Origin of the sequence: Natrinema salinisoli (genome assembly GCF_020405205.1) — an archaeon.
Lineage (GTDB): Archaea > Halobacteriota > Halobacteria > Halobacteriales > Natrialbaceae > Natrinema > Natrinema salinisoli.
In genome coordinates this window covers 2,366,106-2,384,029 of the sequence record NZ_CP084469.1, presented here as the reverse complement: position 1 = coordinate 2,384,029, position 17,924 = coordinate 2,366,106, and the positions used below count along the sequence as shown (strand labels likewise).

Here is a 17,924-nt window from a genome sequence, read left to right as displayed (position 1 = left end):
TTCGAGGGGTTTTGTAACGGCCCCGCCTAACTGTCCCCCATGCAAACCCACATCGTCCCGGTCGGCTTCGACTACGACCGGCTGATCGCGCCGCTGGTGCGCGATCAGATCGACGTCGACAGCGTCATTCTGCTCGAGGGAGCCGTCGGCAGCGAGGCCAACGTCGAGTACTCGCGTCATCTCTCGAAGAAACTCGAGACGGACTTCAAGAACCTGCTAGGTGCCCAGACGGAGCGGTTCGTCCTCGAGGACGTCTACGATTACGACGACGCCTTCGAGCAAGCCTACGACCTCATCACTGCAGAGCTCGACTCGGGCAACGAGGTCTGGGTCAACGTCGCCGCGATGCCCCGGACCGTGAGCTTCGCCTTCGCCAACGCCGCCCACTCGCTGATGGTCGAACGCCAGGAGGACCGCGAGGGGATTCACACCTACTACACCGCCCCCGAGAAGTACCTCGAGACGGAACTCGCCGAGGAACTGCGCGAACAGATCGCGCTGCTCGAGGACCTTCGCACGGGCGAGGCCGGACGCGAGGACGACCGGATCGAGAGTCGCCTCGAGAGCGCTCGCGACCTCCTGGACGAGTTCGACGAGCGAGGGACGACTATCGGTGCGAAGGAGATCGACGGCAAGCACATCGTCGAGCTGCCGGTCGCGTCGTTCTCGAACGTCAAGCCCTTCGAGGAACTCATCCTGTACAAACTCGGTGAGGACGGCGAGTTCGATTCCGTCTCGGAGCTCGCGGAGTCGCTGGCCCGGGAGCTGAACGAGGAGTACACCGACAGCTTCCGGTCGAAAGTCATCTACAACGTCGATCGGCTGGGTCCGGGGGGCAAGGGGTACATCGAGCGCGAGGAACACGGCAAGTCCTATCGGACCCGTCTCTCCCGGATCGGCGAACTGTGGGTGCGAGCCCACTCCGACGACACTGCGAACTGATTCGGAGACGGGTTTTCCGCTCGAGTCGCGCGGCTCTCTTCGTCAGGGTACCACTGTTCCATCGTCGGTGACCCCGATCTCGCAGTCGCCGCAGAGCCACCAGCCCATCAACGGATCGCGTTCGACCAGCATCGCGTCACACTCTGGGCACCGTTTCGGACTCTCGTCTCGATGCCCGGTCATGCGTTTTCGACCACATTCGGGAAGAGGAGTCCAGGTCCCCGAAGAAACTCGAGGAAAGCGGCTACGTGCGAGTCTCGAAGTCCCACATCTCTCGACGACTTCGAAAACTCGCGGAGCACGGGTTATTCACCCATCTCGGAAATGGAGTCTACGTGATCACAGAGCATGGAGAAGCGTATCTCGAGGGTGAACTGGATACGAGCGAAGACGCACTGGAATCTTCGACCGATAGTACAACCGGGAACGGAAACGGGAAACTGCGAACACAACTTCGGAATAAGTGCACACAATAATTGAAAAATTCAAGCGCAGGATATATCGTACTGATATCGAAACGGTGACTCGTCGCCCTATGAAAAACACGGAAATCTATCAGGCGCTGACACTCTGGTTCGTGGCTGCAATATTTTTGCAAACGAACGGCACTTCGGACAGCGGCCCGCTCGGAATACTGCTCGGAGTGAGTGCCGTCGCGATTTTGTATTTGATACCGGTCTATCTCTTCGGGAGCGTTCTCACGTCGACACTCGATGCGGAACGCTCGATCGAAAAATAACGGGTCGTGTACATCCACTCTCCCGGAGATCGCGTATCCGTACTTGATGCTGTGATTTATACGGTTTCCGGACGACGGTAGCTGTCGCTCGAGAGTATTAGAGAGACGGGGTAGGTCCGTCAACGGTAACACACGTGGAAACCACGTGAGCTGAAAGGTGTTGCCAGACCGTGCCGTCTACCAGTTACTCGCTGCTATCGCTACAAAAGGCCTCCGGTACGCAGGGACGCACGTATCGAATCGGTACGAGGGGGTACCGATCCCGAGCGGCGTGGTTCCGAAACGGCTGTCACTCACGGCCGGGCTCGAGCGTATAGTCCGAAAATCGCTCGGACGACGAAACGACGACGAAAGTGCTATCACGGACGCCGAGCCAAATGTCGGATATGCCAGTCTCCGTTGCAGCCGGGTTCGTCCGCTATGACGCCCCGTCTGGCACCGTTTTCGTAGGGGCGCTGTAGCCCCACATCTCCACCCCGTTTCGACGGATGTATTGACGCCGACCAGTATTCACCGAACAACGACCGCTCTATGGACGATACGCAACTCCACTTCCGGACGACGACGCACCGATCACGCCCGCGACGGGCGGTGACAGCATGAGCATGGACGCGCCCGAGCACGAAGAAGAGCCCAGCCTCGAGGGCGGCTACGACCCAGAAACGGTCGAATCCCGCTGGCAGCAGCGCTGGATCGACGCGGACGTCTACGCCTACGACGGCGACGAGAAACGGGACCCGAACACCGTCTACTCGATCGACACGCCGCCGCCGACGGTTTCGGGCAGCCTGCACATGGGTCACCTCTACGGCTCCACGCTGCAGGACTTCGCCGCGCGCTTCCAGCGGATGCACGACGGGGACGTACTCTTTCCCTTCGGCTACGACGACAACGGGATCGCGAGCGAGCGGTTGACCGAGTCCGAACTGGACATCCGCCATCAGGACTACGAGCGCCGGGAGTTCCAGGAACTCTGCCGCGAGGTCTGTGCGGAGTACGAGGCCGAGTTCACGGAGAAGATGCAGGATCTCGGCACCTCGATCGACTGGAACAATACTTACAAGACGATCGAACCCCGCGTCCAGCGGATCTCGCAGCTGTCCTTCCTCGACCTTCACGAGAAGGGGCGGGAGTACCGCAAGAAAGCGCCGGCGATCTGGTGTCCCGACTGCGAGACGGCCATCTCGCAGGTCGAGATGGAAGACGACGAGCGCGGCTCGCACTTCAACGACATCGCGTTCGAACTCGTCGGCGAGGATGCCCCTCGAGACGAGTTCGTCATCTCCACGACGCGACCGGAACTCATCCCGGCCTGCGTCTCCGTCTTCGTCCACCCCGACGACGAGGACAATCGGGATCTCGTCGGCGAGACCGCTCGCATCCCGCTTTTCGGCCACGAGGTGCCGATCATCGAGGACGAGCGCGTCGACATGGAGAAGGGCAGCGGCGTCGTGATGTGCTGTACCTTCGGCGACCAGAACGACATCGAGTGGTACCAGGCCCACGACCTGCCGCTGCGGGTGGCCATCGACGAATCCGCGACGATGACCGACCTCGCCGGCGACTACGAGGGCATGTCCACCGAGGAGGCCCGCGAGGCGATCGTCGAGGATCTCGACGACGAGGGCTCCCTGCGCGACCGCTGGGAGATCACCCACGCCGTGCAGGTCCACGAACGCTGCGACACCGCCGTCGAGTACCGCGTCTCCAAGCAGTGGTACGTCGAAATCCTGGATCACAAGGAGGAGTACCTCGAGGCCGGCCGGGAGATGGACTGGTACCCCGAGAAGATGTTCTCCCGCTACGAGCACTGGATCGAGGGCCTCGAGTGGGACTGGCTCATCTCGCGCCAGCGCGACTCGGGGATTCCGTTCCCGGTCTGGTACTGTGGGGACTGCGACGAGCCGATCATGGCCGAACGGGAGGAGTTACCGGTCGACCCCCTGAGCGACGAACCGCCGGTGGAGAGTTGTCCCGAGTGTGGCCACGACGAGTTCGAGGCCGAGGAGGACGTCTTCGACACGTGGGCGACTTCCTCGCTGACGCCGCTGATCAACGCCGGCTGGGACTGGGACGCGGACTCGGAGGCGTTCACGATGGACAACCCCGAGCTCTATCCTTTCGACCTGCGCCCGCAGGGCCACGACATCATCTCGTTCTGGCTGTTCCACACCATCGTCAAGTGCTACGAGCACACGGGCGAGGTGCCCTTCGACGCGACGATGATCAACGGCCACGTCTTAGACGAGAACCGCGAGAAGATGTCCAAGTCTCGCGGTAACGTCGTCGAACCCGATACGGTGCTGTCCGAGTATCCCGTCGACGCCGTCCGGTTCTGGGCCGCCAGCGCCGCCGTCGGCGACGACTTCCCCTACCAGGAGAAGGACCTGACTGCCGGCGAGAAACTCCTGCGCAAGCTCTGGAACGCCTCGAAGCTCGTCGACACGCTTGCACCCGCCCATCCCGACGAGCCCGACGATCTCGAGGCGATCGACCGCTGGCTCCTCGCGGAACTCGACGATGCCGTCGCGGACCTGACCGCACACCTCGAGGAGTACGAGTTCGCGAAGGCACGCGACCGCCTGCGGACGTTCTTCTGGAACACGTTCTGCGACGACTACCTCGAGATCGCCAAGACTCGCGAGGACAACCCCTCGACGCAGTACGCGCTGCGGACGGCTCACCGAACCTTCCTCGAACTCTGGGCACCGTTCCTGCCCCACGCGACGGAGGAGATTTGGCAAGCGGTCTACGTGGATGGTGACGACCTCGCAAACACCAGCATCCACGTCCGCGACTGGCCCGCCCCGCAGGGGTACGAGGCCGACCTCGAGGCCGGCGAGACCGCCATGGAGGTCATCTCGGCGCTGCGACGCTACAAGAGCGAGAACCAGTTGCCGCTGAACGCCGACCTCGAGTCGGTGGCCGTCTACGGCCCCATCGAGGGCTTCGAGGACGCCATCCAGAACGTGATGCACGTACAGGAGCTCAGGATACTCGAAGAACCGCCGGAGATCACGACCGAGATCGCCGAGATCGACCTCGATTACTCGACGCTCGGGCCCAAGTTCGGGTCGAAAGTCGGCGAGATCGACGCCGGCATCGAGAGCGGCGAGTACGAGATCGATGAAGACGAGGGCGTGCTTCGGGTCGCCGGCGAGGAACTCGAGGACGACCTCTTCGACGTCGAACTCGAGCGCACCTACTCGGGCGAGGGCGAGATGATCGAGACCGAGTCGGCGGTCGTCATCCTCGAGTAGGATACACACCCTCTTTCGAGGGTACGACTCGGTCCGTCGCGTTAGTTCGGTCGGATATCGCTGACTGTCGCGGGCTGTTGAAGAAATCCGCGGGGAGTAACTGAACGGTTATAACGGCCTCGTCCAATCGTGACCCGTACTCTGCTGAAGTCGATGAGAGCCGATGCGTCGGTCGCCGCCGTGTAAGCCGAGTACAGCGCACCATGACGACAGATATCTCGGACGCAAAATCAATGGAAACCGACGGGTTTCTTTCCTCGAACACGATCTTCGAGCTCTTGTGCGACGATCATCGCCGGTACGCGTTGTACTACCTCTCTCGGAGAGTGGGGGCGATCAGTCTCGAGGACCTCGTCGATCGGATTGCCGATCGAGAGGATGTCGATCGCGACGGAATCGACCGGATCGCCGTCGCGTTCCACCACAATCACCTGCGAAAGCTGATCGACTCGGAGGTCCTGCGCTACGACCCGGACGCCGGGACGGTCGAACGTCGGAGCGCAGCCCGCTCGCTGGACCCGTACCTCGAGCTCGCGTACGTCGACGACCTGTAGGACAGACGCGGCACTGCTTGAGCCGGCATCTACGGCCGGTTTCGGGCGGATTCGAATTTTTTGACTCGAGTCGCGAGCGCGAGAAACAGCGCCAGCAGGACGAAGCTGACTTCGCCCGCGGCGATCACGCCGAGCGCGTCGGCCTCGAGGAACATAGCTGTGTCCCGCGAAACGGGGATGATCGTGTGGTGTGGGTCCCCGACGACGGGGACGAAGTAGTCGACGATCAGGTTGCTCCAGTACCAGACCGCGGCCACGCCGACGGCCCACACCGGGAAGTCGCTGATTCGATGGAGGACGAAGGCCTGGACGACCATCGCGAGGTGGCTCCAGAAGAGGAAGTGGTACATCGCGGGGTGGAGGTACGCGTAGGAATCCGCGAACGCGAGCAGCGTGTACGGCGTCCAGAGGCCGAGCACGATGTTACCGAAAAAGGCCAGGGCGGTGAGCCACGGCTGTTCGCGCCCGAGTTTCCAGGCCCCGATCGCCAGCGCGACGAACAGCGTCGCGAGCGGGCTGTCCGGTACCCAGGGCCACAGCGCGGGTGCAGTTCGGGAGAACTGGGCCGAGTAGTACCAGAACCCGAAGGCCGTCCCAACGAGGTTGATCGCGACGACGAGCCACGCGAACCGCAACCCCAGGTCCTCGAGTGTCGTCGGTAACGGGGCGAGGTACGACGGGAGCGAGTCGTCAGCGGCCTGCTCGCGGTCTGCCATTTGAGACGACGCGGTCATTGTCCGGCGCGACGGACGGAATCCGCAAAACAGTAGCGGTTATCGATGCGAGCCACGTTTCCTCGGCCTACCGTTCGTCTTCGCCGCGCCAGCGATGACTGGTTCGGGGACTTCGCCGGACAAGTTCGACTCTCCCGGCCGAACCGTCCCCAAAGAACACGCGTAAGTGCGGCGACTCCTAAGCGCGCAGTATGGCCGACAATACCGATCTCGAGGAACTGCGACGCGGGACCGATCTCGTCAAGCGCGGGTTCGCCCGCATGCAGAAAGGCGGGGTCATCATGGACGTCGTCGACGAGGAACAGGCTCGCATCGCGGAGGAAGCGGGCGCGGTCGCGGTAATGGCGCTCGAGGCCGTCCCGGCGGACATCCGCAAGCGCGGCGGCGTCGCCCGGATGGCCGACCCCGCCGACGTCGAGGAAATCGTCGACTCGGTCTCGATCCCCGTCATGGGGAAATCCCGTATCGGCCACACGAAGGAGGCCCAGATCCTCGAGGCCGTCGGCGTCGACATGATCGACGAGAGCGAAGTGCTCACCCCCGCGGACGACGCCTACCACATCGACAAGCGCGAGTTCACCGCGCCGTTCGTCTGTGGCGCGCGCGACCTCGGCGAGGCGCTCCGTCGGATCGACGAGGGTGCGGCGATGATCCGAACGAAAGGCGAAGCCGGTACCGGCGACGTGAATCAGGCCGTCCACCACCAGCGGACGATCAAGGGCGCGATCCGCAAGTTGGAGGGCATGAGCCACGAGGAACGGGAGGCCTTCGCGCGCGAGATCGAAGCCCCCGCGGAGCTCGTCCACGAGACTGCCGAGATGGGCCGGCTCCCCGTCGTCAACTTCGCGGCGGGCGGCATCGCGACGCCCGCCGACGCCGCGCTCATGATGCACCACGAGTGCGACGGCATCTTCGTCGGCAGCGGCATCTTCGGCGCGGAAAACCCGCCCGAGATGGCCGACGCGATCGTGCAGGCGACGAACAACTGGGACGATCCCGAGACGCTCGCGGAGATCTCGAAGAACCTCGGCAAGGGGATGAAAGGCGACGCGAACGCCGACCTCCCCGAGGACGAGAAGATGCAAGGTCGCGGCGTCTGACTGCTGCCGTCTGAATCCGTTCACGCCTGCCGACGGTCCGGACCGACACCCGATCGGCAAGCGCGCCCGTTTTCTCCCTCTCCGACGTACTGACTACATGAGTCAGGCATATTCTCCGACCAGCGTCGAGCAACTCGCCGACCGAATCACGGCGGGAACCGAGCGACTGCTCCGGGAAACCGCAGCCGGCGGATTGCCGATCGAACGGTCATCGATAGCGACGCCGACGGACTGAAGGCGTAATTCGGATTTCCGGGCGAACCAGCGCACCGGTGGCTCCGAGTCAGTCGTCGAATTCGACGTCGGAGACCGCGATCGAAGCGTACGGAACGTGTGGCCCGGCTCCGGGAATCAGATCGAGGTTCGTGAGGCTGCCGTCGTGGCGAATCTCGACGGCGACGTCGTCGATCTCGATTTCGTCGCCGACGATGCTCCCGACGATCGTCGGCGTCCCACTGATCTCGACGGTCGAGTCCGGTGCGTAGACCAGCGCTCTGATCTCGGGAGTGCCGCGTACCGTCTGTACGGTGGACTCCGAGGAAAAAACGAGGCGCGTCTGCGAGGGATCGGATTCGTTTCCGATCTCGGTGTTCCCCTTGACCTCGAGGTCCGTGTCGGCGTAGATCGTGAGGTCGTTGTCACCCTCGACGTCTATGTCGCCGTTCCCGGACGACAGATCGAACGAGTCCCGGACCACGACGTCTATGTCACCGTTGGACGTGTCGAAGTCGTGCCCGCCGTCGATCTCGTCGACACAGTAAACCCCGGGCTCGGTGATGTCCTCGTCCAGCGTCTCGAACCCGTCGCACGCCTCGAGCGCATCGTCAATGCTCTCGTCAGCCGAGGGGTAGTCGTAGTTCTCGTCGGATACCGTTCCGTTGACCATCCACTCGTCGATGGTCCCAGCGTTCGCGTCCCCGTCGATCGGGCGCGCACCCGTGCTCTCATCGAAGCCGGCGGTGACTGTTTCGCCGATAACGGCGCTGTCGAGGGCTCTGTTGTTCCCGGTCGGGTCGATCAATCGGATCCGAACGCGTCGTGGCTTCCCCTCTTTACACCGCTCTGTCACGCTCCCCGTGACCGATTCCTCGAGTTCCCGCTCCCACGCATCGCAGTACTCGCTCTCGATGCCGATCCGAACCGCGACGCTCTCCCGATCTCGATTCCGTCGTTCGCCGAGATCGATCCGTTTCGGGGTGCCCCCCTGTCGGACGGTTCCGTCGACGGTATCCCCGCCGACTCGGTCACCGTCGAGGTGGACGATCGGGAACGTTAGCGTTCCTTCGCGGTACTCGATGCCGGGTGCGGAGACCATCGTCGACCCGGTGCCGTCAGTCCGCCAGACGCCGCCTCCTTGATAGGCGATCTCCGTGTCGTCGTTGGAGTATATCACCGATCCGAACGGCTCGTCGTACAGCACCTCCGTTTCTCCCGAATCGTCGATATACGTCACGTTCACACGACCGGTATCGTTCCGCATTTCTATGCGGCCGCGGTCGAACGGTCCGAGCGAAACGTCAGATGGACTGCGATCAGTGGTGACGGTCGTCGTACTGTGTGCGAACTCGAGCATCGATTGCTCGGCGTATTCGGTTTCGATGGTCGTCTGCTGCGTGTGGAGACCGGTCGAACCGAAAACGAGGATACCGACGCTCGCAGTGGTAACAGCCCCGATGAGGAGGATCAACCCGAGTACGTGTGCCTGTCCCCGGTCGCTGGTACTCCCCGTCGTCAGGTACGACCCGTCTTCCGCCGAGTCGTTGTCTCGTCTCTCACCTCTCCCGCCGCATCGAAACTGGTCCCCCATTTGTAAGCGGAGACCTGAAATTCATCAATAGTTATAGGTCGAATACGCTAGGTATCTGCTGTATAACGGTCTGGTAGATAGTGTCTACTCCGTTTGGCTCTCCGAAATTTCGGGGCGGTCACGGTCAGCTATCGAGTTCCAACCGCGCACTCGCAACGACCGCGAGGACGACGAGATACGCTCCCAGCGCACCGATCCCCGCCGAGAGGATACGTGACGGCAAGACGACAATTCCGACGCCGACGATTGCGAACGCGCCCGCGAGAGTGACTGCTTGAACGACCGGTCGCTCCCAGTACTGACGGACCGTCTCGCTGTGGCTGAACGCGACAGCTTCGAAGGCGAGGGTTCCGAGGCCGCCGACGGCGAGAAACGTGATCGATACCGGCGCGCCCGCGACGGCGAGACCACCGGTGAACGCTCCCAGCGCGATGACAGCGAGGATGCCGTCAGTCGTCAGACCCATGGACTCAGCGATACAGCGTCGCGCCCTGCCCGATAGCGGTCTGATACGCCCGACTCTCGACGCCGACCGCGTCGAATGCGTCGACCATGGCCGAGGCGATCGCTCGCCGGTCACGCCGGTGACAAACCGCGAGGATCCCCGGCCCGGCACCGCTGACCGTCACGCCCGTCGCGCCCGCCTCGAGGGCGGCCTCGCGAACGCCCTCGTAGCCGTCGATGAGCTTGGTTCGCTCGGGCGTGACGATCTCGTCGGTCATCCCTTTGCCGACGAGTTCGGGATCGTCTCGCGTCATGCCCACGGTTAGCGTTGCTGCGTTGCCAACCGTAGAGACGACTTCGTCCATGGTGGCCGAGTCGGGGACGATGCCGCGTGCGTCGCGCGTCGACACGGAGATCTCAGGGAGACAGGCGACGACGGGAACCGACGCGTCGACCTGCGTGACGTTGTCGTCGGTGACGACGGTGAAGCCGCCGAGGAGGGAAGGCGCGACGTTGTCCGCGTGTGCTTCTCCGGAGACGAGCGCCTCGCCCTCCGCGGCGACGGGGACGAGTTCCTCGCGGGAGCGGCCGCGGTCGTAGAGGGCGTTCAGTGCGACGGCGGCGGCGGCCGCGCTCGCGGCCGAGGATCCCAGTCCCGAGGACGGCCGCACGCCCTTGTCGATCCGGATGCGTGCCGGGGCGTCGAGCGCCTCCGCGACCGCGCCGACGGTGTTCTTCTTCGGGTCTTCCGGGATGTACTCGCTGCCAGCGCCGGTCACCGTAATCGTCGTCTCCGGGGCGCGTTCGACCCGGACGACGTCGGCGGGCGTTCCGAGAGCGAGGCCGAAGACGTCGAAGCCACTCCCGAGGTTCGCACTCGTCGCAGGTGCCCGCACGGTAAGCATGCCAAATCCTTCCCAGACGGCAGGCAAAAAGGTAGCGAACGACACCGACGATATCGCACAGGGAACGGCCGTCGCCGGTCCGACGCGATCAGAACCGACAGCGGGCAGTCTCCCTGGAATCGCCGGTCCAGCTACTCGTCGTTCGTCGTTCCGAACGTGAACACGTCGTCGCTGTCGGTCCCGTCGTCGCTGTCGGTCCCGTCGTCACTGGCGGTTCCGTCGTCGTCATCGCTGTCGGTTCCATCGTCATCCACGTCGGCTTCGTCCTCGTCGTCGACCGGTCCGAGCGGTTGAGCGGCCGGTTCGTCGTCCGCATCGTCAGTGCCGTCTTCGTCGCCATCGACCGGCCCGAGCGGCTCGGCGGCCGAGTCGTCGTCCGCGTCGGCTTCGTCCTCGTCGCCGACCGGCCCGAGCGGTTGAGCGGCCGGTTCGTCGTCCGTGTCGGCTTCGTTCCCGTCGTCGACCGGTCCGAGCGGTTGGGCCGCCGAGTCGTCGGTTTCCTCGGCCTCCGCGATCACGTCGGTCGTGTCGGTTTCGGCGTCCTCGATCGACGCTGCCGCACCGGAAGCGTCGTCCTCGCTTTCCTCGATGCCGAGGATCTCTTCCGCACCGATCTCGTCGTCCTGACTGTCGGTCACCGAATCACCGGCCGGTTGGCTTTCGACGGCGGTATCCGCGGCCGAACTATCCTCGCCTTCGAGCGCGTCATCGTCCGGTTCATCCTCGAACGTGAGCGTGTCCGCCGAGTCATCCTGATCGGTGTCGGCGTCCGCGTCGAAGGTGATTCCGCCATCCTGATCGGCCGCGTCGGCGTCCGAATCGATTTCGAACTGTGACCCGGTCGCCTCCACGTCCGCGTCGAACGTCTCCTCGAGCTGGATGTCCGCCTGGTCGATGTCGGTGTCGAACCGGTCGAGCGCCTCCGACAGCTGTGACGCCTGTTCGGAGAGGCTCGAGGCGGACTTCGTGACCTCGGTCAGCGCGGTGGTCTGCTCTTCGGCGGCGGCGGCGACGTTCTCGGCTTCCGAGGTCGTCTCCTCGGAGATCGTCGCCGCGTCGTCGACCATCGCGACGACCTCCTGCGTGGAGGCCGCCTGCTCTTCGGTCGCCGCGGAGATCTCCTGGACGCCCACGTTCGTCTCCTGGGCGAGTTCGGCGATCTGCTCGAGTGCGTTCACCGCGTCCTGGACCTGCTCGCTCGCGTTCTCGATGTCGGTACTCGTTCCCTCGACCTCGGCGGCGGACTGCTCGGTTCGTTCGCGGATCGCCTCGAGCCGGTCTTCGGCCTCGTCGGCTGCGTCGGCGACGTCCTCGGAGAGCGCCTTGACCTCCTTCGCGACGACGGAGAACCCTTCGTCCTCACTGCCGCCCGCGGAGCGGGAGGCCTCGATGTTGGCGTTCAGCGCCAGCATGTTGGTCTGGCGGGCGATCTCGGAAATCGTGTTGATCAGTTCGTCGATCTGCTGGACCTCCTCTTCGAGCCGGCGCATCTCGGTGACGGCGTCGCCGGCTTCGTCTTCGATCTCGTCCATCGCGGTGATCGCCGCCTGGGCTGCTTCCTGCCCTTCCTTCCCGGTATCGACGGTCCGTTCGGCGATGTCGGCAACCTCGTTCGAGGACGCGGCGATCTCTTCCGTCGTCGTCGAGAGCCCGCTCATCTCCTGGTTGACCGACTGGAGCGACTCGTTCTGTCGGTCCGCGCCGTCGGAAATCTCCTGAATCGACTCCGTGACCTGCTGCGAGGCAGATCGGACCTCCTCGCTCGAGGCGGTCACCTGCTCGGAGGCGGTCGCGACGTCGGTCGCGAACCGGTTGAGTTCGGCGATGGTCTGCTCGATCTCGTCGAGCATCTCGTTGAAGTCCTCGCCGATCTGTTGCATCTGCTCGTTGTCGCTCTCGACGTTCGCGCGGGCGGTGAGGTCGCCGTCCGCGGCGTCGCCCATGACCGCGCAGTACTCGGCGGCCTTCTCCTGGAGGTGATCGTTGATTTCCTGCACGCGCTCGCGTTCGCGTTCGGCCTCCTCGCGGGCGGCTTCGGCCTCTTCGATCTGTTCACGGAGTGCGACGCGCATCGAGTCGAACCCGTCGTAGAGCCGGCCGATGTTGTCGATCCGCTTGGTCTCGAGGTCGACGTCGAGGTTCCCCTCCTCCATCTGGCTGGCCTTGTCGGTGAGTCGGTCGATCGAGACGGCGGTGTTTCGACCGAGGACGGCACCGACCGCGCCGATCATGAGAATGCCGAGGATCGTCGCGTAAATCCCGTACTGCTGGATACCCTGGACGTACCCGAGCGCCTGGCTCGAGGGTTCGTGGCTGACGACGACCCAGTCGGTACCCAGGACGCGCGCCGAACTCGCGACGTAGTCGTCGTGCTCGCCGCTCTGGAAGTTGTACGGGTCGTCTCCGAACGCGAGCGACGAGGCCGAGACCTGTCGCGTGGTCGCGCCTTCGGTACGGGCGTCTTGCAGGAGCCCGTTAGTGTCTTCGTAGGCGAGGCCGAGCGTGGTGTGCTCGTGACCGTCACTCCCGTCCTGATGTCCGTCGCCGTGATGCCCCTCTCCGCCATAGCCGGCGTTGTCGAGCATGATCTCGTCGTCGCCGTCGACGACCATCGTCGTGACGCCCTCGTCGTCTTGCAGCTGGTTCGCGTACGCCTCGAGATTGGCCGTGTACACGATCGCTCGGTCCTCGTTTTCGGGCGAGAGCTGAACGTAGGTGATCACGGTCGTGTCCTGACCGAATTCGCCGTCCGCGAGGTACGCGTCCGAAACCCAGGGGACGTTCGTCGACGCGCCCGAGTAGGCGTCGGTCGGCACGTTCTCGAGGTCGCTGGTCGAGGCGTCGCGGAACTCCTCGTTCGTGCTCGCCGTCACGGTCTCGTTCTCGACGTCAACGTAGGAGATATCGAACGTGTCAGCGTCCAGGTGTTCCTTCCAGTCGAGGAAGCGGTTCTGGATCGCCGCCGGATCGTCGCTGGCGACGACGTCCGATCTGGCGATCGTCCCGATCGTGTGTTCGTTCTGTTCGTTCCACATCTGCAGACTCTGGGCTTCCTGGCCCGCTGCAGCCGCGTGATCGTTCTGAACGCGATCCTCCACCTGATTCGAGATTGCCCCCGTAGCACCGTATCCGATCAGGCCGACCGATAACCCGAGTATGAGCAACGCGATCCCGAACTTGACCGCGTACCTGCGTCGGATGGCTGTCGGCACCAATCGTCGAACGAAATCCATGGATAAGAGACGCGTGAGTTCGTTGCTACATAAATTGTCATCCTCGGTTATCGGGGCTGATAATCGGCTTCGAGTGCCGTATCTGAGCCCGGACAGCAATTTTCGCGAACAAGATCACGTAATCTGTGATTCTCAGGTAAATCTGACTGTATTATACTTGTCCCAGTGTAGATGAACAACTTTCGGACTCTGAAGAATACTCGTTACGAATGTTAACCCCGCCGTGATATTCTTCGCAACCGTTAAGAAAGTTAGATCGAAATCATTGCTCAATATGGACGATGCCGATCACGGATACGGCGGCAGCGAAACCCCTTCAACGGTCGATCGACGGGGGCTCGATCGACGCCAGATACTCAAAACCACCGCGGGTAGTGCCGCCGGTCTCTCGGTGGCGGGGTGTCTCGGAACCGCCGGATCGATCGTCGACGGCGACGACGTCGATCCGGTGACGATCGGCGTTCTCGCACCGAACCCGGACAGCAATTCGACCGGTCGCTCGATCGTGCGGGGTGCTCAACTCGCCGTCGACCAGCTCAACGAGAGGGACGGCCGCGTCCGGGGCCGGGACGTCGAACTGGTCGTCGGGGACACGAACGGGAGTCCCCTCGAGGCGCGACGCCAGTATCAGCGGCTCATCCTCGAGGAGGGTGCCGACGTCACCGTCGGCGTTTCCACGAGCGAGGCGCTCGTGGCGCTGATGGACGACATTGCCGAACAGGAGACGGTTCATCTCACGGTCGGCTCGGCGACGACGACGGCGAGTCAGATGGTCCAGGAGTCCTACGACGACTACAAGTATCATTTCCGGGCCGGTCCGGTCAACGGTGCGAACCTCGCGCAGGCACAGATCGACTTCCTGACCGAGAAGGGTGCGGATATCGGCTGGGACTCCATCGCCGTCCTCGCCGAGGACTACGCCTGGACCGACGGGCTGTGGCAGTTCTACCAGGCGAATCTTCCCGACACCGAGATCGACGTCGAGCTGTGGCAGCGGTATCCACCGGCGACCGACGACTTCTCCGATCTCTACACCGAGGTCGAGGACTCGAACGCCGACGCGGCGTTCATTTCGACCGCGCACACCGGAACCGCCGCGCTACAGGATTGGGGGCCGGCCGAGCGGAATTTCGAGTTCGGAGGCATTCACGTTCCGATGCAGCTCCCGTCGTATTACGGACTGACCGACGGTGCTTGCGAGTACGCCGTCGGCTACGCCAGCGCGACGCCGACCGCGGATCTGACGCCCAAAACGTCGGAGTTCGTCTCGACGTATCGCGAGGAGAACGGCGGATCCAGCCCGGTCTACACCGGGTACATCGCCTTCGACGCGGTCAACGTGTTCGCCGACGCGGTCGAGCGCGGGCAGACCCTCGACTCCGAGGACTTGATCGAGCCGCTCGAGGCGACCGAGTTCACCGGCACCACCGGGAACATCCAGTTCCATGATCGAGAGCACGACCACGCCCACGACGTCATCTACGGCGAGGACCACGTCCACCCGGTATACTTCCAGTGGCAGGAAAACGACGCGGGCGAAGGGGTCCAGGAAGTCATCTGGCCCGACAAACACGCAGCTGACGACGCCGAGTATCTGACTCCGGACTGGTTGTAGGCCGTTTTGCCGACGGCCCGGTTTCGACGGTCTCTTCCGACCGGAATCGCCCGCTCGTTGCGGTGAGATATCGACCGTCGATCGACGAACAGCTGCTGTTTCCCCTTCTGTTACCGCGTTGCGGTCTACCGACCGGAATCGCCTGCGATCCGATGTGGCCGCCCGGTAATTCCCACTGATTCTCCGTTGCGGTCCCGAATGCGACACTTGCATACCGGCCGGTGAGCGTTCGCGGCCGGTCGTACCCGGTCGGTGTTACCTTGGCGACACGGTCGGCTGGAGGTGTTCGGATCGTCATCCGGTCTTCTTGTAATTTTGTCTATGAATATGTCGTATTTCATCGACTATTGTTCCATGTTATCTGCCCACAACTGTTATGAAGTCTAGGCATAGAGTACGGTATAGAATGACTGAACGTGGGTCTCATAGCGGGAATCCGAATTCGGCGTCGGTTTCCGACGGACGACCGAATGCGGTGAATCGGCGCGCGATTCTCAAAACGGGGGTCGGGGGAGCGACCGCGATTTCGTTCGCGGGCTGTCTCGGGGCTTCCGGATCGATTGTTGGGTCCAACGACGGTGACCCGCCGATCACGGTCGGAGCGCTGGCTCCCGATCCCGCCAGCGACTTCATCGGCCGGTCGATGATACGCGGGGCGCAGGTCGCAGTCCAGGAACTCAATGAACAGGGCGGAATCGACGGCAGAGATGTCGAACTGGTCGTCGGGGACACGAACGGGAGTCCCCTCGAGGCCCGTCGCCAATACCAGCGGCTCATCCTCGAGGAAGGGGCCGACGTCACGGTGGGCGTCTTCGCCAGCGAGGCGCTCATGAACATCATGGACGACATCGCCGAACAGGAGACGATCCATCTCACGTCCGGCGCGGCGACGACGGCGGCGAGCCGACTGGTGAAAGAGCAGTACGAGGACTACAAGTACCACTTCCGTGCGGGGCCGAACAACGACTACGACCTCGGTCGGATGCAGGTGGACTTCGTGGACGATATGGCCGCCGACATGGGCTGGAACTCTATTGCCGTCCTCGCGGAGGACTACGAGTGGACCGAACAACCGTGGAACGTGTACCAGAGTCAGCTCGCTGATACGGGGATCGATATCGCCGTGGAACGGCGATATCCGCCGGCAACGGACGATTTTTCGACGATTTACGACGAAGTCGAGGAGCAGGGAGCGGATGCGGCCTTTATCACGACTGCCCACACCGGGACGGCCGCGCTGCTGGACTGGGTTACCCCCGAGCCGCGGCCGTTCGCCTTCGGCGGGATCCACGTCCCGATGCAGCTCCCGTCGTACTACGAGGCGACGAACGGCGCCTGCCGGTACGGAATCACTCAGAGCAGCGCGACGGCACAGAGTACGCGTACTGAGAAGACTCAACAGTTCGTGCAGAGATATCAAGACACCTTCAACGGATCGAATCCCGTCTACACGGGCTATCACTCGTACGATGCGGTCGCCATGTTCGCCGAGGCCGTCAGAACCACTGGCACGCTCGATTCCGAGGAACTCGTCGGGGCCCTCGAGGGCATGAGCTTCACCGGTAGTTCCGGAACAGTCGAGTTCTACGGCCGGGACCACGACTATCCCCATGACCTCGTGTACAACCGTGACGATCCCGACGTCGTCTACTTGCAGTGGCAGGAAAACGAAGACGGCGAGGGAGTACAGGAGATCATCTGGCCCGAATCGCAGGCGACGGCGGAGTACGCCAAACCGCCCTGGATCTGAGGAAATCGCCCGCGTTCCCACCGAGTCACCACGTATTGCTTCGGAGGATTCCGGGACCGACCGTCAGTCGTCGGCTACGGCCTCGAGCGCATCTTCCGCCGTGACGAACCGACCGCTGCCAGCGAGCAGTCCTTCTACGACGGCGACGTCGACGATCGCTCCCGCCCTCGTCAGTCGGAGTCGGCCGATTCGCGACCACCGACCACGAGCTCGCCGTCGTCCGTTTCGACGTAGACGTCGTCGGCGAAGCCGCCCTCCGCGTGGGGATGGTCGGGATCCTCGAGTTTTTCGGGAGTCGAGGGTGCCTCGGGAAGCCCTTCCGGCGGCGCGAACTGGCCGAGCGGGTCGGCGATCGTGACGTCCCAGCGGTCGAAGAACTCGCCGTAGCGGTCGTAGTGCTCCTCGAGTTCGTCCGCCGGGAACTCCATCATCTCGGTCCAGCCGTGGTTGTAGAAGTCGAAGTTGGCCTGAATGTGCGTGATCTCGCGGGCCTCGGCCTCGGAGTAGCCTTCCTGAAGCGCCCGCAGGTAGGCGTCCATCGTCGCGTCGAAGAGCCCGTCGAGATGGGCTTTGCGGTCGTCGGCGTGGGCCGGATCGGCCTTGCCGGTGAAGATCTTGGTGTGCAGTCGCACGAGTCCCGACTTGGCGACCGAGCGGATGCCCGGCGTCTCGAGGGACTTCCGATAGGCGAAGTGTTTCGCGTTCTGACGGAGTTTCATGTCTCCGCCTTGGGAGCAGACACTGAAGAACGGTTCGGACAACGATGGTAGTCAGCACGTCTTCCGGTCCCATATACCGTGAAATGGGGTTGGTACCCGCCCTCGAGACCCGGTGTCGGAGA

General features: G+C 63.4%; 15 protein-coding genes. 8 read left to right on the top strand and 7 right to left on the bottom strand.

The window, feature by feature from the left end; translation table 11 throughout:
- The first annotated feature begins 39 nt into the window (after window positions 1-39).
- Window positions 40-942, top strand: a complete 903-nt coding sequence (locus LDB05_RS11810) for an HFX_2341 family transcriptional regulator (RefSeq protein WP_226004189.1) — start codon at window positions 40-42, stop codon at window positions 940-942.
- 42 nt (window positions 943-984) lie between these two features.
- On the opposite strand, the gene LDB05_RS11805 is transcribed toward LDB05_RS11810, so the two are convergent.
- Window positions 985-1,125 carry a hypothetical protein gene (locus tag LDB05_RS11805; protein WP_226004188.1) on the bottom strand — a complete coding sequence of 47 codons (141 nt, stop codon included), beginning with the start codon at window positions 1,123-1,125 and terminating at the stop codon, window positions 985-987.
- 352 nt (window positions 1,126-1,477) lie between these two features.
- Here LDB05_RS11805 and LDB05_RS11800 point away from each other — a divergent pair, with 352 nt between their 5' ends.
- The 3 genes from LDB05_RS11800 to LDB05_RS11790 all read left to right on the top strand — a co-directional run bounded on the left by LDB05_RS11800 (window position 1,478) and on the right by LDB05_RS11790 (window position 5,495).
- The gene (locus tag LDB05_RS11800) at window positions 1,478-1,681 is read left to right on the top strand and encodes a hypothetical protein (protein WP_226004187.1); all 204 of its coding nucleotides are present in this window, start codon (window positions 1,478-1,480) and stop codon (window positions 1,679-1,681) included.
- A 599-nt stretch (window positions 1,682-2,280) separates the two neighbouring features.
- Window positions 2,281-4,941: a valine--tRNA ligase gene (locus LDB05_RS11795; RefSeq protein WP_425498564.1), complete on the top strand. Its 2,661-nt coding sequence runs from the start codon at window positions 2,281-2,283 to the stop codon at window positions 4,939-4,941.
- A 203-nt stretch (window positions 4,942-5,144) separates the two neighbouring features.
- Window positions 5,145-5,495 (top strand): DUF7344 domain-containing protein, encoded by a 351-nt coding sequence (locus tag LDB05_RS11790; RefSeq protein ID WP_226004186.1) that lies wholly within the window; start codon window positions 5,145-5,147, stop codon window positions 5,493-5,495.
- Between the two features lie 29 nt (window positions 5,496-5,524).
- Here LDB05_RS11790 and LDB05_RS11785 read toward each other — a convergent pair whose 3' ends face one another.
- A complete protein-coding gene (locus LDB05_RS11785; protein ID WP_226004185.1) occupies window positions 5,525-6,229 on the bottom strand; it encodes a DUF1405 domain-containing protein in 705 nt (234 codons plus the stop codon).
- A 191-nt stretch (window positions 6,230-6,420) separates the two neighbouring features.
- Here LDB05_RS11785 and pdxS point away from each other — a divergent pair, with 191 nt between their 5' ends.
- Both pdxS and LDB05_RS11775 read left to right on the top strand, forming a co-directional pair.
- Window positions 6,421-7,329: a pyridoxal 5'-phosphate synthase lyase subunit PdxS gene (gene pdxS, locus LDB05_RS11780; RefSeq protein ID WP_226004184.1), complete on the top strand. Its 909-nt coding sequence runs from the start codon at window positions 6,421-6,423 to the stop codon at window positions 7,327-7,329.
- Window positions 7,330-7,426: 97 nt separating this feature from the next.
- Window positions 7,427-7,564, top strand: coding sequence for a hypothetical protein (locus LDB05_RS11775; protein WP_226004183.1), 138 nt, complete (start codon window positions 7,427-7,429; stop codon window positions 7,562-7,564).
- A gap of 48 nt (window positions 7,565-7,612) precedes the next feature.
- Here LDB05_RS11775 and LDB05_RS11770 read toward each other — a convergent pair whose 3' ends face one another.
- The 4 genes from LDB05_RS11770 to LDB05_RS11755 all read right to left on the bottom strand — a co-directional run bounded on the left by LDB05_RS11770 (window position 7,613) and on the right by LDB05_RS11755 (window position 13,718).
- Window positions 7,613-9,136, bottom strand: coding sequence for a DUF7289 family protein (locus LDB05_RS11770; protein ID WP_226004182.1), 1,524 nt, complete (start codon window positions 9,134-9,136; stop codon window positions 7,613-7,615).
- Between the two features lie 124 nt (window positions 9,137-9,260).
- A complete protein-coding gene (locus tag LDB05_RS11765; protein ID WP_226004181.1) occupies window positions 9,261-9,602 on the bottom strand; it encodes a hypothetical protein in 342 nt (113 codons plus the stop codon).
- 4 nt (window positions 9,603-9,606) lie between these two features.
- Complete coding sequence (locus LDB05_RS11760) at window positions 9,607-10,485, bottom strand: homoserine kinase (RefSeq protein ID WP_226004180.1); 879 nt, start codon at window positions 10,483-10,485, stop codon at window positions 9,607-9,609.
- A 131-nt stretch (window positions 10,486-10,616) separates the two neighbouring features.
- Window positions 10,617-13,718 (bottom strand): methyl-accepting chemotaxis protein, encoded by a 3,102-nt coding sequence (locus tag LDB05_RS11755; RefSeq protein ID WP_226004179.1) that lies wholly within the window; start codon window positions 13,716-13,718, stop codon window positions 10,617-10,619.
- 274 nt (window positions 13,719-13,992) lie between these two features.
- Here LDB05_RS11755 and LDB05_RS11750 point away from each other — a divergent pair, with 274 nt between their 5' ends.
- Both LDB05_RS11750 and LDB05_RS11745 read left to right on the top strand, forming a co-directional pair.
- Entirely contained in the window at window positions 13,993-15,333 is a 1,341-nt protein-coding gene (locus LDB05_RS11750) for an ABC transporter substrate-binding protein (RefSeq protein ID WP_226004178.1), read from the top strand.
- A gap of 406 nt (window positions 15,334-15,739) precedes the next feature.
- On the top strand, window positions 15,740-17,083 hold the full coding sequence (locus LDB05_RS11745; protein ID WP_425498563.1) for an ABC transporter substrate-binding protein: 1,344 nt from the start codon (window positions 15,740-15,742) through the stop codon (window positions 17,081-17,083).
- 170 nt (window positions 17,084-17,253) lie between these two features.
- Here the strand turns inward: LDB05_RS11745 and LDB05_RS11740 are convergent, their stop codons facing one another.
- On the bottom strand, window positions 17,254-17,802 hold the full coding sequence (locus LDB05_RS11740) for a DUF6149 family protein (RefSeq protein WP_226004176.1): 549 nt from the start codon (window positions 17,800-17,802) through the stop codon (window positions 17,254-17,256).
- Between the last annotated feature and the right edge of the window lie 122 nt (window positions 17,803-17,924).